Source organism: Schaalia turicensis (genome assembly GCF_019380255.1).
In the GTDB taxonomy this organism is placed as follows: domain Bacteria; phylum Actinomycetota; class Actinomycetes; order Actinomycetales; family Actinomycetaceae; genus Pauljensenia; species Pauljensenia turicensis_A.
In genome coordinates this window covers 589785-612397 of the sequence record NZ_CP048928.1, presented here as the reverse complement: position 1 = coordinate 612397, position 22613 = coordinate 589785, and the positions used below count along the sequence as shown (strand labels likewise).

Annotated in this window: 19 protein-coding genes; 3 read left to right on the top strand and 16 right to left on the bottom strand. The window is 57.9% G+C overall.

Annotated features, from left to right (window positions below; translation table 11 throughout):
- The 10 genes from G5S47_RS02600 to rimP all read right to left on the bottom strand — a co-directional run bounded on the left by G5S47_RS02600 (window position 1) and on the right by rimP (window position 12096).
- Window positions 1-1320 (bottom strand): M16 family metallopeptidase, encoded by a 1320-nt coding sequence (locus G5S47_RS02600; RefSeq protein WP_219585764.1) that lies wholly within the window; start codon window positions 1318-1320, stop codon window positions 1-3.
- Between the two features lie 200 nt (window positions 1321-1520).
- Window positions 1521-3893, bottom strand: a complete 2373-nt coding sequence (locus tag G5S47_RS02595; protein ID WP_179370504.1) for a polyribonucleotide nucleotidyltransferase — start codon at window positions 3891-3893, stop codon at window positions 1521-1523.
- Window positions 3894-4121: 228 nt separating this feature from the next.
- The gene (gene rpsO, locus G5S47_RS02590) at window positions 4122-4391 is read right to left on the bottom strand and encodes a 30S ribosomal protein S15 (protein WP_006681724.1); all 270 of its coding nucleotides are present in this window, start codon (window positions 4389-4391) and stop codon (window positions 4122-4124) included.
- A 176-nt stretch (window positions 4392-4567) separates the two neighbouring features.
- A complete protein-coding gene (locus G5S47_RS02585; protein ID WP_179370505.1) occupies window positions 4568-5557 on the bottom strand; it encodes a bifunctional riboflavin kinase/FAD synthetase in 990 nt (329 codons plus the stop codon).
- Window positions 5554-6582 carry a tRNA pseudouridine(55) synthase TruB gene (truB, locus tag G5S47_RS02580; RefSeq protein ID WP_219585763.1) on the bottom strand — a complete coding sequence of 343 codons (1029 nt, stop codon included), beginning with the start codon at window positions 6580-6582 and terminating at the stop codon, window positions 5554-5556. The genes G5S47_RS02585 and truB overlap by 4 nt, the downstream gene beginning before the upstream one ends.
- Window position 6583: 1 nt before the next feature.
- Complete coding sequence (gene rbfA, locus G5S47_RS02575) at window positions 6584-7060, bottom strand: 30S ribosome-binding factor RbfA (RefSeq protein ID WP_219585762.1); 477 nt, start codon at window positions 7058-7060, stop codon at window positions 6584-6586.
- A gap of 238 nt (window positions 7061-7298) precedes the next feature.
- Entirely contained in the window at window positions 7299-10112 is a 2814-nt protein-coding gene (gene infB, locus G5S47_RS02570) for a translation initiation factor IF-2 (RefSeq protein WP_219585761.1), read from the bottom strand.
- Window positions 10113-10219: 107 nt separating this feature from the next.
- The gene (locus tag G5S47_RS02565) at window positions 10220-10495 is read right to left on the bottom strand and encodes a YlxR family protein (protein WP_083856965.1); all 276 of its coding nucleotides are present in this window, start codon (window positions 10493-10495) and stop codon (window positions 10220-10222) included.
- Between the two features lie 72 nt (window positions 10496-10567).
- Entirely contained in the window at window positions 10568-11614 is a 1047-nt protein-coding gene (gene nusA, locus G5S47_RS02560; protein ID WP_006681729.1) for a transcription termination factor NusA, read from the bottom strand.
- A 5-nt stretch (window positions 11615-11619) separates the two neighbouring features.
- Window positions 11620-12096 carry a ribosome maturation factor RimP gene (gene rimP / locus G5S47_RS02555; protein ID WP_040318685.1) on the bottom strand — a complete coding sequence of 159 codons (477 nt, stop codon included), beginning with the start codon at window positions 12094-12096 and terminating at the stop codon, window positions 11620-11622.
- 69 nt (window positions 12097-12165) lie between these two features.
- Between rimP and G5S47_RS02550 the strand changes: the two genes are divergently transcribed.
- Together G5S47_RS02550 and G5S47_RS02545 are read left to right on the top strand one after the other, a co-directional pair.
- On the top strand, window positions 12166-13335 hold the full coding sequence (locus tag G5S47_RS02550) for a hypothetical protein (RefSeq protein ID WP_219585760.1): 1170 nt from the start codon (window positions 12166-12168) through the stop codon (window positions 13333-13335).
- A 79-nt stretch (window positions 13336-13414) separates the two neighbouring features.
- Window positions 13415-13900 (top strand): hypothetical protein, encoded by a 486-nt coding sequence (locus G5S47_RS02545; protein WP_257878491.1) that lies wholly within the window; start codon window positions 13415-13417, stop codon window positions 13898-13900.
- 77 nt (window positions 13901-13977) lie between these two features.
- On the opposite strand, the gene G5S47_RS02540 is transcribed toward G5S47_RS02545, so the two are convergent.
- The 3 genes from G5S47_RS02540 to G5S47_RS02530 form a co-directional block, all read right to left on the bottom strand.
- Window positions 13978-14457: an S-ribosylhomocysteine lyase gene (locus tag G5S47_RS02540; RefSeq protein ID WP_179370510.1), complete on the bottom strand. Its 480-nt coding sequence runs from the start codon at window positions 14455-14457 to the stop codon at window positions 13978-13980.
- Window positions 14458-14532: 75 nt separating this feature from the next.
- Window positions 14533-16497, bottom strand: a complete 1965-nt coding sequence (gene dnaG, locus G5S47_RS02535; protein WP_219585758.1) for a DNA primase — start codon at window positions 16495-16497, stop codon at window positions 14533-14535.
- Window positions 16498-16537: 40 nt separating this feature from the next.
- Complete coding sequence (locus G5S47_RS02530; RefSeq protein ID WP_179370577.1) at window positions 16538-17803, bottom strand: deoxyguanosinetriphosphate triphosphohydrolase; 1266 nt, start codon at window positions 17801-17803, stop codon at window positions 16538-16540.
- A gap of 96 nt (window positions 17804-17899) precedes the next feature.
- Between G5S47_RS02530 and G5S47_RS02525 the strand changes: the two genes are divergently transcribed.
- Window positions 17900-19027 (top strand): hypothetical protein, encoded by a 1128-nt coding sequence (locus G5S47_RS02525; RefSeq protein WP_219585757.1) that lies wholly within the window; start codon window positions 17900-17902, stop codon window positions 19025-19027.
- A gap of 46 nt (window positions 19028-19073) precedes the next feature.
- Here the strand turns inward: G5S47_RS02525 and aroD are convergent, their stop codons facing one another.
- From aroD to G5S47_RS02510, 3 genes are all read right to left on the bottom strand, one after another.
- Window positions 19074-19874 carry a type I 3-dehydroquinate dehydratase gene (aroD, locus tag G5S47_RS02520; RefSeq protein WP_179370512.1) on the bottom strand — a complete coding sequence of 267 codons (801 nt, stop codon included), beginning with the start codon at window positions 19872-19874 and terminating at the stop codon, window positions 19074-19076.
- A 1-nt stretch (window position 19875) separates the two neighbouring features.
- Window positions 19876-21048 carry a tRNA dihydrouridine synthase DusB gene (gene dusB / locus G5S47_RS02515; protein ID WP_040318728.1) on the bottom strand — a complete coding sequence of 391 codons (1173 nt, stop codon included), beginning with the start codon at window positions 21046-21048 and terminating at the stop codon, window positions 19876-19878.
- A gap of 88 nt (window positions 21049-21136) precedes the next feature.
- A complete protein-coding gene (locus G5S47_RS02510; protein ID WP_006681739.1) occupies window positions 21137-22528 on the bottom strand; it encodes a glycine--tRNA ligase in 1392 nt (463 codons plus the stop codon).
- Window positions 22529-22613 lie beyond the last annotated feature (85 nt).

Here is a 22613-nt window from a genome sequence, read left to right as displayed (position 1 = left end):
TTAGGCGTTGTTCGGAAGGACGAGAGCACGAGAGAAATCACGGCGTGCAAGGTCGGTGGCCATGGCCTTCACATCTTCAGCGTTCACCTGGTTGATCGCGTCAATTGCTTGTTCGATGGACTTGTATCGGCCAGACACTTCAGCGCGACCAATACGCATCATGCGCGACCAGTTATCTTCTTGGCCCAGCACGACGGAGCCTCGCACTTGGCCTCGTACGCGCTCCATCTCTGAGGCGGACGGGCCTTCGCTTGCGAGCAACTCCAATTGGCTCCGCATGAGTTTTTCGACCTCGTCTACCTTCGCCGGCGATGTGCCCGCGTACATGCCGAAGCTACCGGTTTCCGCGTAGGACGAACCGAAAGCGTAGGTCGTGTAGGCCAAGCCTCGTTTCTCGCGAACTTCCTGGAACAAGCGCGACGACATCGATCCGCCCAGCACATTGAGCAAAACGTTAAAGGTCGGGAATTCATCAGCGAGTGCGCGAAACCCCCTGGTGCCGATCACAACGTGAGCTTGTTCAACATCGCGACGCCTCACTATTTCCGCCGACTGAACGCCTTCGTTGGTTGCGAGCTTCGAGCGGCGCTGACGAGGCCGGCTGGATGATTTCAGCTGTGATGCCCAATTGGATGCCGACAGAGCATCGGTCACCATGTTCACGACTGCTTCATGCTCGATATCGCCGGCAACCGCAACGATCAAGTTGTTCGGCGCATAGTGGCGGTGATAGTGCTCGAACACCTTGTCACGACTGACAGCGCTAATAATGTCAGGGGTGCCACCCACCGGGCGACCAAGCGGAGTATCACCGTGAATTGCCTGCTGGAATGCTTCGTGGACGTTCTCGGTCGGAGAGTCTTTTGACATCGCGAGCTCATCGAGGATGACCCCTCGTTCCATTTCAAACTCTGCCGGATCCAAGAGCGAGTTGGTCAACATGTCAGCGATCGTCCCCACCGCCATTGTGAGATCGGTCGAAACGACGCGAGCCCAGTATGCAGTGTGTTCCTTCGCGGTTTCCGCATTCGTTTCTCCGCCCACACGGTCGAAACTTTCGGCGATGTCAAAAGCGGAGCGAGTATCCGTCCCTTTAAACAACAGATGTTCAAGGAAGTGGGTCGAACCTGCGACTTCGGGGGTTTCATCGCGAGATCCCACAGGAACCCACATGCTGACTCCAGCAGAATGCGTGGCAGGAATGTGCTGGGTGATGATACGCGTACCAAACGAAGTCACTGTCCGTCGCAGATCGCCATCAGTGTCATCCAGTAGCTGATTGTCGATCGCATCGAGTGTCAGTTCGATCGGTTCGCTCACGAGTCTTCCATTTCCTTTTCTTCTGGCCGTTAACGTGATGTTCCCCCGATTGTTCAGGCGGAGGTTCAAAACGTCCACGTGTGTGAGTCTACTTGCTCAATGCTCAACCGGTTGGAGACGTTCAGGCAGAGCAGTATTGACTGAAAAATACTGTTGGGCCGGTGGCTCTGCCACCGGCCCAACGAGGTTATGAAGAACTATCAGTCTTCAGACGGAGCCTGGGTTGCTTCACCCTCGTCCTCACGCTTGCGACGCGTGCGGGTGCGCGGACGACGCTCACGACGCTCGGAGCGGTCACGGCGTTCGCGACGCTCGGGGCGACCTTCGGACTCGGAGTTGGAAGCATTGGCAGCTTCAGCGGCTATAGCTTCGTCATCAAGGACAGCGTGCAGGGAGAGCTTGCCACGATCGCCGATTTCAGCGATCTCGACCTCAAGCTGCTGGCCAACCTGCAGAACGTCATCGACAGACTCGATGCGCTTGCCACCGACCAGGCGACGAACCTGGGAAATGTGGAGCAGGCCATCCTTACCCGGGGTCAGGGAGATGAATGCACCGAACGACGTGGTCTTGACGACCGTGCCGATGAAGCGTTCGCCGACCTCAGGCATCTGCGGGTTAGCAATCTGGTTGACCATCTGGCGTGCAGCTTCAGCGGCTTCGCCGGCAGCGGCAGCAATGTAGACGGTGCCGTCATCTTCGATCGTCAGATCTGCGCCGGTATCTTCCTGGATCTGGTTGATCATCTTGCCCTTCGGGCCAATGACCTCACCGATCTTATCCACGGGAACCTGGACGGTGATGATGCGAGGAGCGTTCGGGCTCATTTCATCAGGGCCGTCAATAGCCTGGTTGATCAGATCAAGGATGGTCAGGCGAGCGTCGCGGGCCTGAGCAAGGGCGCCACGCAGGACCTGGGAATCAATACCGTCGAGTTTGGTGTCGAGCTGGAGGGCGGTGATGAAGTCCTTGGTGCCGGCTACCTTGAAGTCCATGTCGCCGAAGCCGTCTTCGGCGCCGAGAATGTCGGTCAGGGTGACAGCCTTCTGAACGCCATCAACTTCACCGGTCATGAGGCCCATGGCGATACCGGCGACGGGTGCGCGCAACGGGACGCCAGCCTGGAGTAGCGACAGGGTCGATGCGCAGACGGAGCCCATCGAGGACGAGCCGTTGGAGCCCATGGTCTCGGAGACCTGACGGATTGCGTAGGGGAACTCTTCGCGCGACGGCAGAACCGGGATCAGAGCGCGCTCTGCAAGGTCACCGTGGCCGATTTCGCGGCGCTTCGGGGCACCCACTCGGCCGGTTTCACCGGTCGAGAAGGGAGCGAAGTTGTACTGGTGCATGTAGCGCTTCGCGGTGACGGGGCTCAGGTTGTCGAGCTGCTGTTCCATGCGAAGCATTGCCAGTGTGGTGACGCCCAGGATCTGGGTTTCGCCACGCTGGAAGATGGCGGAACCGTGGACGCGAGGCAGAACCTCGACCTCTGCGGAGAGGGAGCGGATCTGGCGCGGGGTACGACCATCCATGCGGATTTCTTCACGCAGCGTGCGCTGACGGATCGTGTACTTTTCGAGCGAACGGAAGGCTGCCTTCAGTTCCTTCTCAGCGTCTTCATGGTCGAAGCGCGCAAGCAGTGCCTCGAGCATCTCGGCCTTAACAGCATCAACGGCTTCGTCGCGTGCCAGCTTGCCTTCGGTCAGGAGCGCCTTGGCAAGCTTGTCGCCAACCCATTCCTCGACTGCTGCGTATTCTTCATCGGTGTAGTCGATGAAGAGCGGGAACTCTGCAGTTTCCTTCGAAGCGGTCTTGGCGACCTCAATCTGGGCCTCGCAGAGGACCTTGATGAAGGGCTTTGCTGCTTCAAGACCATCGGCAACAACATCTTCGGTCGGAGCAATGGCGCCGCCCTGGATGAGTTCCCACTGGTTCTTTCCGCCACCGGCCTCAACCATCATGATTGCGACGTCTTCGGTGCCGTCTTCAGCGGTCACGATACGACCGGCAACAACGATGTTGAAGACGGAGCGCTCGAGCTCAGACCAACGCGGGAATGCCACCCACTGGCCGTCGATCAGAGCAAGACGGGTGCCACCGATCGGGCCGGTGAAGGGCAGACCCGCGATCTGGGTAGACATGGATGCTGCGTTGATTGCCAGAACGTCGTAAGCGTCATCCGGGTGAACGGTCAGGACAGTCTCGACAACCTGGACCTCGTTGCGCAGGCCCTTGACGAAGCCGGGGCGCAGCGGGCGGTCAATCAGGCGGGCTGCGAGGATTGCCTCGGTGCCCGCGCGACCTTCGCGACGGAAGAACGATCCGGGGATACGACCCGCAGCGTACGAACGTTCTTCAACGTCGACAGTCAGCGGGAAGAAGTCGAACTGATCGCGAGGCGACTTGCCGACGGTGGTGGCCGACAGGACGGTGGTCTCGTCGTCCAGGTATGCCAGAGCGGAGCCGGCGGCCTGCTTGGCAAGGCGACCCGTTTCGAAGCGCACGGTGCGCTTGCCGAAACGGCCGTTATCAATAATCGCCTCTGCGGCGGTGATGTCTGAACCTTCCATCATGATGGGGATTCTCCTTTGTGATTCTCAACTGAAGAACTCACGTCACGCTTCGGCCTTCGATCGAAGTCCACGGCGTCGCACCCGACAAACAAGCGGGGGTCCGTGAACCACTGTCGAAAACCGGCGACGCGTTCGTGGTTCTTTCCTATTGGGTGTGTGGGTGTGTGGGTGAAAACGCCACACGTAGTGAACCGGCCCGGTCCCATACGGGATCGGGCCGGCACAAGTTCAGCGACGCAGGCCGAGACGCTCGATGAGCGAACGGTAGCGTTCGATGTCGACCGAAGCCAAGTAGCCAAGGAGGCGACGACGACGACCAACGAGCAGCAAAAGACCGCGACGTGAGTGGTGATCGTGCGTGTGGTACTTGAAGTGCTCGGTCAGATCCTTGATGCGCTGGGTCAGCAGTGCAATCTGAACCTCGGGGGAACCGGTGTCGCCCTCGTGGGTCGCGTACTCGGCGATGATCTGGTCTTTAACGTCCTTGCTCAGCGGCACAGGCGTCTCCTTTGCTTCATTCGTTGCGCGGAGCTGTAAAGCTTTCCTTTACAGCATCGGATCCGCGGCCGTTTGACGGCTTTTCAAGGTTAGCATGATGCGGGCTTTTCCCCGTATCTACGTGGGCAGACTCACCTTGTGAAAGGACAATCACACCCGAGGGAAACCCGTTGCTTTCAGACGGCGGTCACCGAATCGGGATCCACGCGATTCGCCACGGCGATTCCGAGCACGGACGCGGTCTTCAGCAGGTCATTATCCATCTGGAAAAGTAGTTCATCGAGAGAATCGAAGGTCATCATTTCGCGAATGCGTGACACGAAGGTGACCGCGATTCTCTCGCCGTAGAGGTTCAGGTCGGATCGCCCCAGCACGTGAGCTTCAACAGTGCGCTCTACCCCATCGAACTGTGGGTTCGTTCCCACCGAGATCGCTGCGGGCAAGAATTCTGCGGACTGCGTTCCCGGAACGGTACGCACAACCCAGCCGGCATACACGCCATCAGCAGGCACAACGCCTTCAATTCCTCCCCGCAAATTGGCGGTCGGAAATCCCAGAGAACGGCCTCGTTTAAAACCGTGTTCGACCGTGCCACGGATTCGGTGCAAATGCCCCAAAACCCGGGCAGCGCCAGCGACATCGCCTTCAGCGAGCAGTTCACGCACCCACGATGAGGACCAGCGACGCCCTTCGGGAGCCTGAATATCGGTGACCATCACAACATCAAAACCGTAGGTGCGTCCCAGCGCCCGAAGCGTATCGATTGTGCCTACGTTGTGGGCGCCAAAACGGAAGTCTTCACCGACAACAACTTCAACCGCACCCAAGCGATCAACGAGGAACTCGGTGACGAAATCTTCGGGTTCCAGCGTGTACACGCTTTGGTCGTAGTGCTCCACAAGTGTCGCATCCAGTCCGCACGAGGCCATGGCATCAAGTCGATCCCGCAACGGCGAAATCAGCTGGAGGTTTACTTCCGGGCGATGCACCTGGGTCGGATGCGGGTCGAAAGTAATCGCCACGGCATCCACACCGCGTTTGCGTGCGCGCTCAACGCACGAGGCAACGACTCGGCGGTGCCCATTGTGCATACCGTCAAAGTTACCGATGGTGACCACCGACTTTTCGTCGCCGGGAATCTCAGACAGGTCGGTCCAGACCTTCATTGTGTTTCTCCAGAAAATACGTTGAGAGTCTTCAAAGAATGATTCTTAATGGCCAGCACCCCACAGAGCACTCCAGATGTATTGCATGCTGCGATGACATCGCCGGGGTTCCCTAATGCCATGACTTCCTGCGCGTCACGCGTCGGTGCCTGACCATGGGAGAAACGCTGTTCTTCTTCCGCGCTCAGAACAATGGAGGGGAACAACGAGGTCGCGGCCTCGGCAATCGGAATCAGGCCGGGAGACGGCAACGAGGGCGCGCCTGGCGAAAACTCCCCTCGCGCTTCAGCTTCCGCTTGCAGATCAGCCAGCTGGTGGGCGCCCGAAAGGGTGAACGAGGCAACACGCGTACGACGCAATGCCGTCAGGTGCGCGCCGCACCCCAGCATCTGCCCGAGGTCGCGGGCGAGGGAACGAATATACGTGCCAGACGAGCAATCGACGTGAACGTCAACATCAACGACACTGACTGGAATAGCCGTCATTTCAGCCGAATCATCATCTGTAGCAATCGCATACTCCGCCATTTGAATGCGCGGATCGCCCAGTCGTTCGAAGGCGTGGATTGTAATCGGACGCGCTTTCAGCTCAACAGAGCGGCCTTCACGTGCTAACGCGTAGGCTCGCTTGCCATCGACCTTGATCGCCGAGACCGTTGCAGGAACCTGCATGATCTCACCGCGCAGGCTTGCCATTGCAGATTCGAGCGCTTCTCGGTCCAGCTGTTCGCATCCGGCAATCGAAATCGGCTGGCCTTGCGCATCATCCGTGGTCATTGCAACGCCGAAACGAATCGTCGCATCATAAGCCTTCGATCCGGCGGTAATGTAGGTCAGCAGTCGCGTTGCTTGACCGATGCCGATTACCAAAACGCCGGTCGCCATCGGATCAAGGGTTCCTCCGTGGCCGACCTTACGAGTATGCGCCACGCGTCGCATCTTCGACACGACATCGTGGCTGGTCATCCCAGCTGGCTTATCGATAATAACGATGCCTGGGATGGAAGTGTCAGGCTTTTTCGCCATCTCAGGCGAGGTCCTGGTCATTTTCGTCGAAGCCGTCGGCTTCCTCGCCACCTTCATCGTCATCGTCGCGACGGTAGGGATCTGCATCTCCAGCGTAGGTAGCCCCGATCGACGAGGCCGCGATCTCTTCATCGCGCTTCTTCGCTGCTGCCAGCGCGTCTTCGAGAGCTGCCGCAGAATCGGGCAGACCATCCAGGATGAATTCAAGGGTCGGGGTCAGGCGAATGCCTAGAGCCTTACCCACTTCGGAGCGAATAATGCCCTTTGCAGATTCGAATGCGCGACCGGCGCCTGCGCGGTCAGCATCATCGCCGAGGACTGTGTAGAAGATCGAAGCATGCTGAAGGTCGCCGGTCACTCGCACGTCGGTGATCGTGACGAAGCTGAGACGTGGATCCTTGATTCGACGGCCGAGCATACGCGCGACGGTCTGGTGAATACGGTCTTGAACTTTGCGCTGGCGTGCTTCGTCTGCCATGGCACTCCCCTTTTTTCTTCTGTCACCCGTTCAGTGGCTCATGATTTCAGTCGAACTGGCGTACTTGCTGGTATCCCATCGTAGAGGCTCTACCCCTCATCGGCTGAATGCTGGTGGATACCTCACGTTCAACGCACCTATCCAAACGCGTTAGCTGCTTGGAACACACAGGTCGGGTGGAAACGAAACTCGCTTCCACCCGACACTACGTATGTCCTACAAGCGGACCATCACGGCCTCAGTCACGCGGCTTTTCGCGCATTTCCCAGGTTTCGATGATGTCGCCTTCGGCGATGTCCTTGTAGCCCAGCGTGATACCACATTCGTAGCCTTCGCGGACCTCGGTGACATCGTCCTTCTCGCGACGTAGCGACGCGATTTCGAGGTTGTCTGCGACAACCACGCCGTCGCGAACCAAGCGAGCCTTGGTTCCACGCTTGATCGTGCCAGAGCGGATGATCGAACCTGCGATGTTACCGAACTTGCCGGAGCGGAAGACCTGACGGATCTCTGCGCTACCGAGTGCGACCTCTTCGTAGATCGGCTTGAGCATGCCCTTAAGAGCGGCCTCAATGTCATCGATCGCCGAGTAGATGACGTTGTAGTACTTGATCTCGACGCCTTCGGAGTCGGCCAGTTCTGCCACGCGTTCTGCGGGGCGAACGTTGAAGCCGATGATGACGGCGTTGTCGACCGTTGCCAGGTTGACGTCGTTCTGCGTGATTGCACCAACACCGCGGTGGATGATGCGCAGTGCGACCTCTTCGCCCACATCGATGCTGAGGAGTGAATCTTCCAGGGCCTCGACGGCACCGGAAACGTCGCCCTTGATGATGAGGTTGAGAGTATCGACCTCGCCTTCCTTGAGGACCTTATCGAAGTCTTCAAGGGAGACACGCTTACGGCGCTTGGCAAGCATTGCCTGACGTTCTGCTGCCTCACGCTTGCCAGCAATCTGGCGAGCAGTACGGTCATCGGAGGCAACCAAGAAGGAGTCGCCTGCACGCGGAACGGAGGTCAGACCAAGGACAGCAACCGGACGCGACGGACCGGCTTCAGAAACGTCATCCCCCGTGTCATCAAACATGGCGCGGACGCGACCGTAGGAGGAACCGACGACCAGTGCGTCACCGATGCGCAGGGTGCCACGCTGAACCAGCATGGTTGCAACGGCGCCACGACCCTTATCGAGGTTCGCTTCAATGGCAACGCCACGTGCTGCGGTATTGGGGTTAGCTTCCAGGGTCAGAGCAGCGTCTGCGGTCAACAGAACTGCTTCGAGCAGTTCGCGGATACCGGTACGCTGCTTTGCCGAGATGTCGACGAACATGATGTCGCCACCGTATTCCTCGGCGACCAGACCGTATTCGGTCAGCTGGCCACGGATCTTGTCCGGGCTTGCGCCTTCCTTATCGACCTTGTTGACCGCGACAACGATCGGAACGTTTGCTGCCTGAGCGTGGTTGATTGCTTCAACCGTCTGTGGCATGACTCCGTCGTCGGCTGCGACAACCAGGATCGCGATGTCAGTGACCTGAGCACCGCGGGCACGCATAGCGGTGAATGCTTCGTGACCGGGGGTATCGATGAACGTGATCGGACGCTTGCGACCTTCATGTTCAACGTTGACCTGGTAGGCGCCGATGTGCTGCGTAATGCCACCGTGTTCGGTATCGACCACATCGGTGTGACGGATCGCGTCAAGCAGCTTGGTCTTGCCGTGGTCGACGTGACCCATGACGGTGACGACCGGCGGACGAGGCATGAGGTTTTCGACGTCGTCGAGTTCTTCGGCCTCGAGGTCGATATCGAAGGACTCCAGTAGTTCGCGGTCTTCTTCTTCGGGAGAAACGACCTTAACGTCGTAACCGAGTTCTGCACCGAGTGTTTCAAAGGTGTCCTGGTCGAGCGACTGGGTTGCGGTTGCCATTTCACCAAGGTGGAACAGAACGGTGACCAGTGCTGCGGGATTGACCTCGATCTTCTCGGCGAAGTCTGCGAGGGATGCACCCTGGCGGATACGGATAACCTTGCCGTTTCCGCGAGGAATCTGAACGCCACCAATGACGGGTGCATTCTGCTGTTCGAACTCTTGACGTTTTGCGCGCTTCGACTTGCGTCCGCGCTGATTGCGACCGCCTCCGCGACCGAATGCGCCCGGAGTTGAGCCGCGTCCACCACGTCCACCACCGCGGGGAGCACCTCCGAAACCGCCACCGGCGTTTGCGCCGGGACCGCCCGCAGAGCGACCACCAGCGGGACGTGCGCCACCACGACCACGGCCACCACCGTTACGTGCGGGGCGATCATTTGCGGGGGCGGCGCCGGAAGCGTTACGAGCAAAGTTTGCTTGTCCTGGCATCATGCCGGGGTTCGGGCGATTGGCACCACCGGAACGGTTACCACTCGGACGAGGACTACCGGAACGGTTGGAATTGCCGCGTGTCGGGCGATCATTACCACCCTGCGGACGGCTGCCACCGGGGCGCGGGCCCGGACGAGGACCGGGGCGCGGGCCACCGGTACCACCCGGCCGAGGCATGCCCTGGCTGGACGCATACGGGTTGTTACCCGGACGTGGGCCACCCGAACGAGGACCGGGACGAGGTGCAGAAGGACGTGGCGCGCTAGCGTCGTCCTTGCTTTCAGCTTTTTGCTTGCCTGCCGGCTTGGGGCCTGCCGGCTTGGGGGCTGCAGGCTTGGGAGCACCCGGCTTGGGGGCCGAGGTCTTCTCAGCGCTCTTTGTTGCCTTCGGTGAGGCAGGCTTCGGAGCTGAAGATTGCGAAGAAGAAGCCTTCGATGCCGCAGTCTTCTTTTCGGCAGTCTTCTTTTCGGCGGGCTTCTTTTCGCTCTTGGTAGCGGTCTTCTTCGTTGAAGGGGCTTCAGCCGGGCCCTTCGATCCGTAGTGCTCGCGCACGGAACGCACAACTGGCGATTCCAATGCTGAGCTTGAGGCTTTGACGAACTCACCGTGGTCGTTGAGGTACGTCAAAAGTTCCTTGCTGGTGATTCCGAGCTCTTTGGCGAGCTCGTGGACACGCAACTTTGCCACTTTTCTCCTGTCCGGAAGCGCCTCCGGACGGAGACGCGTTACTTGTATTGCTGGCAGCTCATCGCTGGGTACTCATCGGGTGCCCATCGGCTTCCAACCCGCTTTCATTACTCGACGAGAGCACTGTGTGCTCGTGATGAGGCAACCTGGCCAAGCTGGTCCCACATGTGGGCGTCAATGTCACCCTCGCATGAGAGTGCGCGTTGAAATGCCCGACGCTTGCGGGCGGTTTCGATACACGTTGGATCCGGGTGAATCCACGCACCTCGACCGGGTTGCGCGCTTGTGGGGTCTACGGTGCACACCCCATTTTTCGAAACAACAACGCGAATAAGATCCGCGCGTAACGCTCGACGTGAACATCCCACACACGTACGCACCATTACCGCGCCTTGTGGCACGGTAATCTGGTTCAGCGCAGGATGCGACACATGATCAGTTTAATCGAGCTGGGCTTATTCCTCGTCGTCCACGCATGAGCGACTGGTCACGTCATCAGGCATTGAGGTGCGCGAAACGTCTGCTTCTTCACCGTTTTCCGTATCAGAATGAATGTCGATATGGAATTCGGTCAGACGCGCGGCTAGGCGAGCATTCTGGCCTTCCTTACCGATCGCCAGCGATAGCTGGAAGTCCGGGACGATCGCGGTTGCGGTGCGATTGTCGATCGAGTGAACGACAACGCGGGCAACGCGTGCAGGCGACAGAGCGTTTGCGACGTAGCGTGCCGGATCTGCCGACCAGTCGACAATATCGATCTTTTCGCCACCGAGTTCGTTCATGACCGCGCGCACACGTGCACCCATCGGACCGATGCATGCGCCCTTGGCGTTAATGCCGTCACGAGTCGGTGCAACGGCGATCTTCGTACGGTGTCCGGCTTCGCGTGCGATCGACTTGATCTTGACCAAGCCCTGCTGAATTTCGGGGACCTCGCGCTCGAAGAGACCGGAAACGAGGCCCGGGTGAGTGCGCGAAAGCGTGATGCGTGCGCCTTTTTCGGTGCGTTCAACGTTGACGACGAACGCGCGAATGCGGTCTCCGTGACGGTAGGTTTCGCCGGGAGCCTTTTCCGAGTCGGGAAGAACTGCTTCGAAGTCATCGCCGACCTTGACGATGGTGATGCGCCCGTCGCGCGACTGGTCAACGACGCCGGTGACGACCTGTCCCTTCTGGGAAGCAAAGTCGCCGAGAACCTTCTGATCGTCTGCATCACGCAGGCGCGCAATAATGATCGAACGAGCGGTCGTCTGGGCGATACGACCGAAGTTCTTCGGGGTGTCGTCGAATTCGCCGATCGGGTTGCCCTCTTCGTCTTCTTCGGTGGCGATCACTGCGACGCTACCGGTCTTCTTATCGATTTCGATTCGAGCCTGAGAGATGGCGCCGGGAAGATTGTGGTAGGCCTTGAGAAGGGCTTCTTCAATGGCATCGACGAGCCGGTCTAGGGACACGCCCTTTTCCTGCTCGACCATGCGCAGTGCTGTCATATCGATTTCCATGCGTCTCATTCCTCCGAACCGAATTCGACGCGCGGACGCGCCTTCTTAACCTGGGTGTATTCAATGGTAGTAGGCGTTCCATCGACGTTCAGCACAGCATGGAAATCAGTGGCGGATTCGACACGTCCGACCAGCTTCGTAGCGTCTTTGAGTTTGACGGCGACAAGGCGCCCAATTTGGCGCCCCCAATGACGAGGGGTGACCAGTTCACGCTCAGCTCCCGGTGTTGACACCTCAAGGAAGTATTCGCCATCGACGGGATCGACTTCGTCCATAATCGGGCTGACTGCACGTGACATATCGGCAAGAGCTTCCGAATCGACGCTGGCGCCGGGCTCGATTGCTTCGACGATCACTCGAACAATCTGCATTCCGGATTCTTTGACTCCAATAACGGAATCGAGTTCGAGTCCGAACCCTGAAGCGATAGGCGCTAAGCGTTCTTCAAGCGCCTCAAAGTGATGTTGTGGCTTCGCCACCATTCCTCCTACGTGTCCAACACGGCATTAGCTCCCCATCGTACCCGCCTTGAAACATGACATGATTTGAAGGTGCATCTTGTTGATCATCACACTCAGACTGACCGAGCCACTTCGTCGCGACCACTTCGGCGTCGCCGAATCGCCACCTCGGTGAGCATCAGTATCGCTTCTGCCCTGATCCTCAGCGCCTGCACGTCAACGAATATCCCATTTTTGACGCGAACACTTCAGATCCCGTCAATGTCTGACACCGACATCATTCGCGATCGCGCTGCGCGCGCTGATCAGGCAGCAGCGATTCGCGCTCAGGGGTTCGCTTCCCTTGCTTCATCGTGTGAGTCATGTGCCACTGCGCTTTCAACTTTTTCTACGCAGGCTCAGGGACGCGCAAATTCCTTGGGTGGGGTCTGGCAGCCGTGGGGAACTCAGGTGCCAGACAATGCCAAGAACGTTCCGGATATTGCCGACGCGCCACTTTCGATTGACGAATTCATCGCGTGGAACGAAACAACTGCTCTTCGAGATCTTGCAACCGCATCAAATCCCGAGGCTCTTGACGGCGGACAAGCCGTTGCCCTCACTCAAGTGGCTTTGAGTCGCTACGCCGATACTCAGGGGCTTGCTCTGACGTACGGGATTGGTACACGCATGCAGAGTCAGAGCCTCCAGACTCTCAACTCTCGCTTCAGCATGAAAACAGACAATAGGGAGCTCGCGGCGCTGTCAACATGGGGAATTGACCAGGAACCCCTTGAGAATGGCACGATGTTGACCACGCTCGAAATAAGCGACGAAACAGCTGAAAAGCTTGCAGCTTCCACGGAGCTCTCCGATTCTGTCGCACGCTGGGATTGTGTTGCTCAGTCACTGCCGACTGCTCAGTTAAAGAACCAAGTCATTTCTGATGCCAGCATCAAAGCCGATGAACTATTCAGCCGCGTCGATGAAACATTAAAGAATGGTGCAACGGACACGCGCGCCATGAGGTGTTCAATCGATACGTCCAGCGCTGACGCTATTTTCTTGACTCTGATTGAAGCCGACCTTCACTTGGTGAATACGTCTGACGAAAGCCTGCGGACAATCGGCATTCAGGCAGCCCTCGATGATATTCGCTCATGGATGGGTGTTGCCGCGATGAGCTCTCTTCCATTGCCGACCCCCGTTCCCGCCGAGGGCACTGACGACTCCCCCTCATCTCAATCCGTTGCACACACCGAATCCGGACAGACCAACTAACTGTCCGTCTTGGAAGCCCGCTTTTCGCAGGACGCCACCTCGCCCAGCCGGGCAGATGGCGTTTGCTTACAATGAGCCCATGACTACCGTTCTGCCCGCGTCTGCTCTTAGCCTACTCCCCGATAGTGATCGCAACCCCGTCGCTGAGCAAGTAGGCGATGACCTCTGGGTTGTCGCCGGCGCTCATGCGCTGATCCTGACTTCCGCCACCGCGATCATCGACTCCGCAATGTGGTACGAGGCCGCGACCGCTCAATGGGAGGCTGAAACTCGTCAGTTGTCGGTCACCTGGGTTGATCCTCAACGCCCGGATTGGACGCTGACGACAGTGTCTGAAGATCCGCACGTTCTGATGCGGACCATCAGTGACCGCGTCAATCATTCGATCGTGATTCACAAGGCCTTGAAGGTGTCGAATGGAACGCAAGTAGCGGCATGGATTCGGCGCGCGGAAGACGGAAAGCTGTTTTCTGTTCTGATTGCGCTTGGCCCGCTTGACGAGGCTTCCCAGAAGGAAGCAGATGCCTTCGAACGCGATTTGCGTGAGAGCGTGGGCCTCGATTAGGTCTATTCCCCAGTAATACACGTGTCGGCGAAGTCTGTGACCTCGCCGACACGTTTTTCAGTCGCTACAACGCGCCTCTAGTCGTCCAGCAGAGTGCGCACAAAAGGATCAATGGAGAACTTCTTATCCAGGATGGCTCGCGCCCATTCTTTGGCGGAGAACAGTGAGTGATCACGGTAGTTACCGCAGGACACGATGTCGGTGCCGGGAACGTCATCCCAAGTGATCTGGTCAGCGATTGCTTCAAGGCTGGAGACAACGGCTCGTGTGACTTCTTCAATGCTTGGGGTGCCCCACGTAATCAGGTGGAAACCGGTTCGGCAACCGAACGGCGAGCAGTCAATCACTCCATCCATGCGGTCGCGCAGAAGGGATGCCATCAGGTGTTCGATCGTGTGCAGACCACCGGTTGGGATCGCGTTTTCATTCGGCTGGACGAAACGCAGATCAAAGTTAGAAATCGCATCCCCCCTCGGGCCGTGTTCAACGGCAATCAGGCGAACATAGGGTGCTTTCACTGCAGTGTGATCCAGCGCGAAGCTCTCAACTTCAGCCATGGTGGCCTCCTCCTTGGGGTCGAACATGTCGGTAGCACGGCACCGGGGTAGCCAGTGCGAGAAACGATCAACAATCTAGTCGCGTTCACGCAAAGAACGTCGTCGCTGTTCAAGAGTGACCAGGTATTCGAATGTTTCTTGATACTTCGGGTCGTCTTCATTCATACGCTGAAGCTGAGAGCGAATGTCGGCTGTTTTGCGATTCAGGTCCAGTCGAACCAGTGCGTTCACAACTCCCTTGCAGTAGGAACGCATTTCGTCTTCGCGATCCTGAGGAAGTTCGACGACTGCAAGTTTGGTGATAATCGGTTCAATCAATTCGCCTGCTTCTTGGCGAATATCATCCACGAAACGACGTGTCGCCACCTCTTGTGCATAGACACTATCGCCTGTTTCGTCCTGTGCTTTCTTCAGCTGACGAGCAAACGCATCGACGCCACCAACCGCTTTAACCGCATCGAATACGGCTCTGCGCGTTGGATGAGTAAACGTCGCACCATCGATGGAATCGAACTGCGTGCCAATGAAATAAATCGGCTGTTGCAAAACCGCTTCCAACGCCTGGCGTTCCACGCGCGAGACGAGATCTTCGGGTTCGGGGCGCGCTTGAGGTTGCGGGCGACCAGCTCCAGCCATGTGGTTATTCTGCGCACTGTCGAAACGCTGGTATCTCCCGCGTGATAGTGAACGAATCTGGTTGTGAACGAAACGAGGATCCATGCCAAGCCAGCCGGCTAGCAGGCGTTCGTACTCCATCCGTAATGCGCGATCTTTAATGTCAGCAACGATGGGAGCAGAAGCTTCCAAAGCCCGAACGCGTCCTTCGGGGAAATTGAGGTTCGATTGGCGAAGGATCGAACGCAAGACGAATTCAAACAGTGGAATACGCGAGCGAATCAATTCAACAACCGCGTTCTTCCCACGATTAATCATGATGTCGCACGGATCCATCCCCTGAGGATCAACTGCAACAAACGTTTGAGACGCAAAGTTCTGGTCTTCTTTAAACGCACGAAGAGCAGCCTTTTGGCCCGCCTCGTCACCGTCAAAGGTAAAGATCACTTCGGAACCTCGTGCCTGCCCACTGGATAGGACAACCCCGGCAGCAGAATCCGCTGAGTCGCCCAGCAGTCGGCGGACAACGCGAACGTGCTCGGATCCGAAAGCCGTACCGCAGGTAGCAACCGCGCAGGTCACACCGGCCATATGAGCAGCCATCACGTCCGTGTATCCCTCGACAATGACGACCTTACGGTTCTTGGAAATCTCTTTCTTCGCCAAATCCAGCCCATACAGCAACGTGGACTTCTTATACAGCGGAGTTTCGGGGGTATTCAAGTACTTCGGGCTCTGCTTGTCTTCGTCGTTCAAACGCCTGGCGCCAAAACCAACGGTTGTTCCCGTGATATCCCGGATCGGCCACATGACGCGACCGCGGAAACGATCAATCAGACCTCGTTGCCCACGCGACGCCAAACCGGACTTTTCAATCTCTTCATCGGTAAAACCACGTGAGCGAAGCATGCGCGTCAGAGTGTCCCAGGAATCGGCTGAGTAACCGACGCCAAAATGCCGGCACTCTGCAGGTCCGAACCCGCGGTTGCCTAAGAACTTACGGGCAGGCAAGGCCTCTGGAGTTTCAAGCTGTTGTTGATAGAACTCTTCAGCAATTCGATGCATGTCGATCAGACGCTGGCGCCTGCCGGGCTGTTCACGCACCGTCTGAGAGCTTCCCTCTTCGTAGCGAAGAGGGACACCCGTCATTTGAGACAGGTATTCAAGAGTCTCTGGGAAGGAAAAATTATTGATCTTCTGAACAAAAGCGAAGATGTCCCCGCCTTCTCCACACCCGAAGCAATGCCAGAGACCCGTCGTCGGATTAACGGTGAAACTCGGAGTGCGCTCATCGTGAAAAGGGCACAACCCCTTCAAAGAGTTCATTCCGCCGCTACGCAAAGTGACGTGTTCACCTACGACACGAGCAACATCAATTGCCTGTCGTAAGCGTTCCTTGTCTTCTTCAAGAATGCGTCCGGCCATAGACGCTAGTCTACCGATCCGTTCACCATTTAGCGCACGCTCACAATTGGGTTGAAAGCATGCCACACCACTGGGCGTGCCAGCGTGATGCGGACGCATCCGTCAGCGACGCAACCTGGTCAATCACCACGCGCAAACGCTCATTATCATCGTTCGTTTGACGCCAGTTTTCAGCAAAAAGAGGCTCCAAAGCCGACGGTCCAGCTTCGAAAAGAGCATCCACCAAGTCCGCCAAAAGCGTGCGCTGCTGGTAATACACCGGCTCGTTCTCACGCGGGCTCATCACGAAGTGAACAGCCAGCCCCTTCAGGATCTGGATCTCTGCACGAGCCTCGGGAGGAACAACCAGATCCGCACGGTATCGTCCCAACGGACCGGCACCAAACTCAACACGAGTCGCGCTGACCGTAGAGGCACAGAAACGTCCGATCAGTTCGGATGTGAAATCTTTCAATTCCGCGAGCGCACGATAGGAACCATCAAAGGATCGTGGCCATTCGGGCATACGAAGCAGACGTTCAATCGCCAGTTCCAAATCGGTGCGGGCAACACCTGTCCCGTACCAGTTAATCGTCGAGTCAATAATCTCATTCAGTGTCGATTCATCGCTGAGGGATGCAACGTCGCATTTACCCGTTGCGATGGCATCTTCAACGTCATGCACGGAGTAGGCAATGTCGTCTGAGAGATCCATGATCTGCGCTTCCAAGCAACGTCGACCAACGGGTGCTCCCTGACGCATCCACTCGAAAACGTGAGCATCATCTGAATAGACAGAGAACTTCTTTGCTGACTTCATCGGATCCGGCCCCTGGCCTTTCGCCCACGGGTATTTACAGATCGCATCCAGTGTCGCCTTCGTCAGATTCAACCCCGCCGGATGCCCATCATCGGTCAGCACTTTCGGCTCAAGTCGGGTCACCAGACGCAGGGTCTGCGCGTTTCCTTCAAAACCACCGCAATCGCCGGCAAGCTCATCCAAAACCCTCTCGCCATTGTGCCCAAACGGCGGGTGTCCAAGATCGTGGCTCAGGCACGCTGCATCCACCACGTCAGGATTCGCGCCCAATTCTTTACCCAGTTCACGACCAACCTGCGCAACCTCAAGAGAGTGCGTCAGCCGCGTACGAACAAAGTCGTCAGTGGCCGGGCCTAACACCTGAGTCTTCTCACCCAGACGACGTAAACCCGACGAGTGCACAATTCGAGCCCTGTCACGTTCGAACGCTGTCCGCATCGCTGACTTCGAAGGTTCAGGCCACATACGTGACTGATCCTGGGACGAATACACGGGCACGAGCACCATGGCACTCCGAGTCATTTCAGGGCTTTCATTCACCATATAAGCCTATCCCTTGGGAATGGGCAGACGAGTTATCCACATCTGTGACACGATGAAAGGGTGCAACACCATGAGCCTCGCCCACACGCCGTCCGCACCCTGCTCGTTCACCGATCCAGGCGCGGTCCTAGTCCCTGGTGGCATTCCTGTGCGCTCGCGACGATCCCTACTTCTCTGTCTGCGGATAACGCTGCTCAGATTTCCACTGATGCACTGACTTTACAAGATGCCGGTTTTGATACCGTTCTTGTCACTCTTGATGATCCGATTCTGCTGGTTCATCCGAAGTCGCCGTTGCCGGAGTTTATTCATCAGTTGAAAGCGCGCCGCCAGCGTGTGATTGTGCGTATCCCGAATGAAACATTCGTGTCTTTGGGGGCGCGCGGAGCGGATATGGAAAACCGCGTCACGACGCTCCTTCTGAGGACGCGCGGTGCCCTCAACGCTGGCGCGGATGGTGTTGATTTGGGCGTGTGCGCCGAAGAGTATGAAGACTCCCCGATCCGCAGGGCGCTTGCGCGAGAGCGTTTCACTGCTCTTGTCCGCCAGGTTGAAGCAGAGTGTGCAACGTTTGATTCTCAGCCGATTGTGACGGCACGCCTGTCCGGCTTTGACACTCCCGCCATTATGTCTCACCTTGAAGACGAGTGGTTCCATCATCTGTACGATGATGCGCTACGAACTGCTTCTTTTGACGCTCCAAGCCTTGAGTTGGTTGTTTCAGATTCGCTGTCTATCCGCGATCGTATTGGTGCGGTTGCTCCATGGAACGTTGATTGTCTGCCCGCCGATCGCCAGTCGGATGCGGATCGTGCGTTAACGCTACTTGCGCTTGGTCTGCCGGGTGTGTTCCACGGTCGCCTTCGTGAAGAAAACGTGGTCGAGCAGGTCAGTGCGACCTCGTACATTCGAACGGCGCTTGCCCTGCGATCCGAACGCAAGCTGGGAACGCACGCGCTGGGCGTACTGCACGGGTTGGAGTGGGCGCGCCCCGATACTCTTGTCTATCTGAACTCCGACGTGATGATCGTTGTGAACACCGCCGATCAACCTCTCGCTCTTCCGCCCGGTTCCCAGATCCTTGTGGCGAGTTCCCAGAGTAGCCATGGTGTGGTCGCTCCCAGGTCGTGCGCGTGGGTAAGTGTCGCCCGCATCCAGCCGGCACCGACCGCCGAGTTCTCTGGCTGACGGATCCACGACCACCGTTTCGGTTTCCGCTTTCGTGCGCGCCTTTTCAGCGTTGAAGGGTGACGAGGCCACGCCGGGTTTCTTCAACGCTGAGCTGACCTGGGGCGCTGGAGGACGACGCTGAAGCGAATGTTGCCGCGCTGGCGAATGTGTGACCACAGATCCTGGTGATCGCACCGAATTCACCCATTCCAATGCCGATAACAGGAAGGGCATAGGTTCGTGACGCTCTTAGTTGCGCGTCCATGATCCTCAGCGCGTCCTCGGGCCGATGAGTCATATAGGCAACTTTGAGCACGTCGGCGCCAGCTTTTGCCATCGATGCGAATACTCGATCAATGTCAACGGCGGGGGGCGTTCGGGTGAAATCATGGTGCGACGCCACGGCGATGCTACCGGCCTCGTGAATCTCTTCAACTATGTCGATTGCACCCGGGTGACAAATTTCAAGGTCGATCGCGTCGGCGAAGGTGGCCAGAATGGCAAGAAAGTCCGCGTATTGAGCGTCAGAAAGATCAACGAGGCCCCCTTCGGCGACTGTGCGAATTGTTGCCAACAGAGGAAGCGGGCTCTGATCCGTCACGAGCTTGAGTCCAGTGCGTAATAGGCCTTCACGCTCGCTCGCTTGCACCGAGGCAAGGAGTGGGTCAACGCGCCATTCAATCAGGTCGGGCTGAGCGCCGGCGACATCCGTGATCTCGCTTGTTAGCGATTCCAGTGAGGCGCTCATCAGCGAAGAGATGACGGCCGTTGGAGCGCCCCCTCCGATGTTGAGCATTCCTCGCGGAGTCGACGCATGACCAATCGTCACTTCAGTTGGGATGCAATCATCGCAGGGATTCGACATATCAGCCTCCACTGACATCGGATTCAGCAAGATGAAGGGTCTGGCGTTCAGCATCGCTCAGATAGGGAGAGTCCAACCACCCATCGGGTAGGCGTGGCGTCTTTTCACCGCCGGCGCGACCGCGAGCTCCCAGCGCCGCCTGCGGATACTCCTGATCGAGGTCCAGCATGTGGAGAAGATCGTGGAGTTCTTCGAGGGTCGACACCATTGAGAGCGCGTGACGAGTCGGCCCGCCGATCGCGAAGCCTCGCAGATACCAGCCGACGTGCTTGCGCATTTCGCGGAGGGCCCGCAGTTCATCGCCCTGGTCTTCAATGACCCATGCGGCGTGCTTTTCGATGATGTCCGCGATATCGGAAAGACTCGGGTCGCTAAAGGCAGGACCACCCATCAGTGTCGAAGTCAGGTCGGTAAACAGCCAGGGGCGCCCCTGGCATCCTCGACCAACGACAACTGCATCGCAACCGGTTTCATCCATCATTCGCTGCGCATCTGCGCCGGAGAAAATATCGCCGTTGCCGAAGACAGGAATACGCATCGCGTCTTTCAAACGCTTGATCTGCGTCCAGTCAGCGTGACCCGCGTAGTGCTGGGTTTGCGTGCGCGCGTGGAGGGCAACCGCTGCGACACCGCGATTTTCAGCCACTTTCGCAGCGTCGAGGAACGTAATGTGATCGTCGTCGATACCAACGCGCATTTTCACTGTGACGGGAATATCGCGACCAGCTGCTGCTCCGGCCCTGTCCGCAGCACCAACAACCGCGTGTACAAGATCGTCGAACAGGTCGCGCTTCCACGGAAGGGCAGCTCCCCCACCCTTCTTCGTCACTTTCGGAACCGGGCACCCAAAGTTCAGGTCAATGTGATCCACCAGGTCGCGGTCAATAAGGATCGATGTAGCCTGAGCCATCGTTGCTGGATCGACGCCGTAGAGCTGGATGGAGCGCACGCGTTCGGCGGGGTCTGGGCGCACCATTTCCAATGTGCGCACATTACCTTCAACGAGGGCGCGCGACGTTACCATTTCGCAGACGTATAGGCCGGCGAGTGCGTCCACGCCTTTTTCTGGAGTGACCTGAGCGTTCGAGCTGGAAGGATTCAACCAATCCGGCAGTCCTTCTTCGCCCATCTGTCGACATAAACGCCGAAATGGCACATCGGTTACTCCCGCCATCGGGGCAAGAACGATGGGCGACCATACGCGCAGTGGCCCGACCTCAAGAGCTAAGGTCGGGCCAAGCGTTGATTCGGATGGAATCAAATCAGCAAGCTCCGAGCTTTTCGATGAGGAGCTTCTTGACGTTCTCAAGCGGAATACGTTCCTGAACCATCGAGTCGCGGTCGCGGACGGTCACTGCCTTGTCTTCAATCGAGTCGAAGTCGTAGGTGATGCAGTACGGGGTGCCGATTTCGTCCTGGCGACGGTAGCGACGGCCAACGGCGCCCGCATCGTCGTATTCGACATTCCAGATGGAGCGGAGGTCTGCTGCAAGTTCACGTGCCGGGCCGGTGAGCTCGGGCTTACGCGATAGTGGCAGGACAGCTGCCTTCACGGGGGCAAGACGCGAGTCGAGGCGCAGAACGGTGCGCTTGTCGACGCCGCCCTTGGTGTTGGGGGCTTCGTCCTCGTGGTAGGCCTCGATGAGGAATGCCATGAGCGAGCGGGTCAGACCAGCGGACGGCTCGATGACGTAGGGAGTCCAACGTTCGCCGGTGGTCTGGTCGAAGTAGTCGAGCTTCGAGCCGGAGGCTTCGGAGTGGACACCCAGGTCGTAGTCGGTACGGTTTGCGATGCCTTCGAGTTCACCCCATTCGGAGCCCTGGAATCCGAAGCGGTATTCGATGTCGACGGTGCGCTTGGAGTAGTGCGAGAGCTTTTCCTTTGGGTGCTCGTAGAAGCGCAGGTTGTCGGGGTTGATGCCAAGGTCGGTATACCAGTCGCGACGGTAGTCGATCCAGTACTGGTGCCATTCTTCGTCGGTGCCCGGTGCGCAGAAGAACTCGAGTTCCATCTGCTCAAATTCGCGGGTACGGAAGATGAAGTTACCGGGGGTGATTTCGTTACGGAAGGACTTGCCGATCTGGCCGATGCCGAACGGCGGCTTCTTGCGCGAGGCTGCCGCAACGTTTCCGTAGTTGATGAAGATACCCTGAGCGGTTTCGGGGCGCAGGTAGTGCAGACCGGACTCGTCGTCGACCGGGCCGAGATAGGTCTTGAGCAGGCCAGAGAATGCGCGAGGCTCGGTGAACTGACCGCGGGTGCCACAGTTGGGGCATGCGACGTCTCCGAGAGGGACGTCATCCGGGTTGTCGATGCCGTGCTTAGCAGCGTGAGCTTCCTGCAGATTATCTGCACGGAGGCGCTTGTGGCAGGAGGTGCACTCAACGAGCGGATCGGTGAATGCCTTGACGTGACCGGAAGCAACCCAAGTCTGACGAGGAAGGATGACGGAGGAGTCCAGACCCACGACGTCTTCGCGGGAGCGAACCATGTACTGCCACCACTGCTTCTTGATGTTTTCCTTCAGTTCAACGCCGAGCGGACCATAATCCCACGCTGAGCGAGTACCACCGTAAATATCGCCACATGGGAAGACGAATCCGCGACGCTTGGCTAGGGAGATAACGGAATCAAGACGAGAAGGCGCTGCCACTTTGTGCTCCTTGTTTTGGCGGCCACACCTGGCTGGCGCAGCCTGCGATAGTGGGAGTCTATCGAACTTAGCGACGGCTTCGTTG

Coding starts and splice junctions, on each gene's coding strand:
- nusA (WP_006681729.1), bottom strand. CDS start 11,614: ATGGAAATCGATATGACAGCACTGCGCATGGTCGAGCAGGAAAAGGGC.
- aroD (WP_179370512.1), bottom strand. CDS start 19,874: ATGTCGAATCCCTGCGATGATTGCATCCCAACTGAAGTGACGATTGGT.
- G5S47_RS02545 (WP_257878491.1), top strand. CDS start 13,415: ATGACTACCGTTCTGCCCGCGTCTGCTCTTAGCCTACTCCCCGATAGT.
- G5S47_RS02585 (WP_179370505.1), bottom strand. CDS start 5,557: ATGAAGGTCTGGACCGACCTGTCTGAGATTCCCGGCGACGAAAAGTCG.
- G5S47_RS02595 (WP_179370504.1), bottom strand. CDS start 3,893: ATGATGGAAGGTTCAGACATCACCGCCGCAGAGGCGATTATTGATAAC.
- rimP (WP_040318685.1), bottom strand. CDS start 12,096: ATGGTGGCGAAGCCACAACATCACTTTGAGGCGCTTGAAGAACGCTTA.
- dnaG (WP_219585758.1), bottom strand. CDS start 16,497: ATGGCCGGACGCATTCTTGAAGAAGACAAGGAACGCTTACGACAGGCA.
- dusB (WP_040318728.1), bottom strand. CDS start 21,048: ATGGCGGGAGTAACCGATGTGCCATTTCGGCGTTTATGTCGACAGATG.
- G5S47_RS02565 (WP_083856965.1), bottom strand. CDS start 10,495: ATGGTGCGTACGTGTGTGGGATGTTCACGTCGAGCGTTACGCGCGGAT.
- truB (WP_219585763.1), bottom strand. CDS start 6,582: ATGGCGAAAAAGCCTGACACTTCCATCCCAGGCATCGTTATTATCGAT.
- G5S47_RS02540 (WP_179370510.1), bottom strand. CDS start 14,457: ATGGCTGAAGTTGAGAGCTTCGCGCTGGATCACACTGCAGTGAAAGCA.
- rbfA (WP_219585762.1), bottom strand. CDS start 7,060: ATGGCAGACGAAGCACGCCAGCGCAAAGTTCAAGACCGTATTCACCAG.
- G5S47_RS02530 (WP_179370577.1), bottom strand. CDS start 17,803: ATGGTGCTCGTGCCCGTGTATTCGTCCCAGGATCAGTCACGTATGTGG.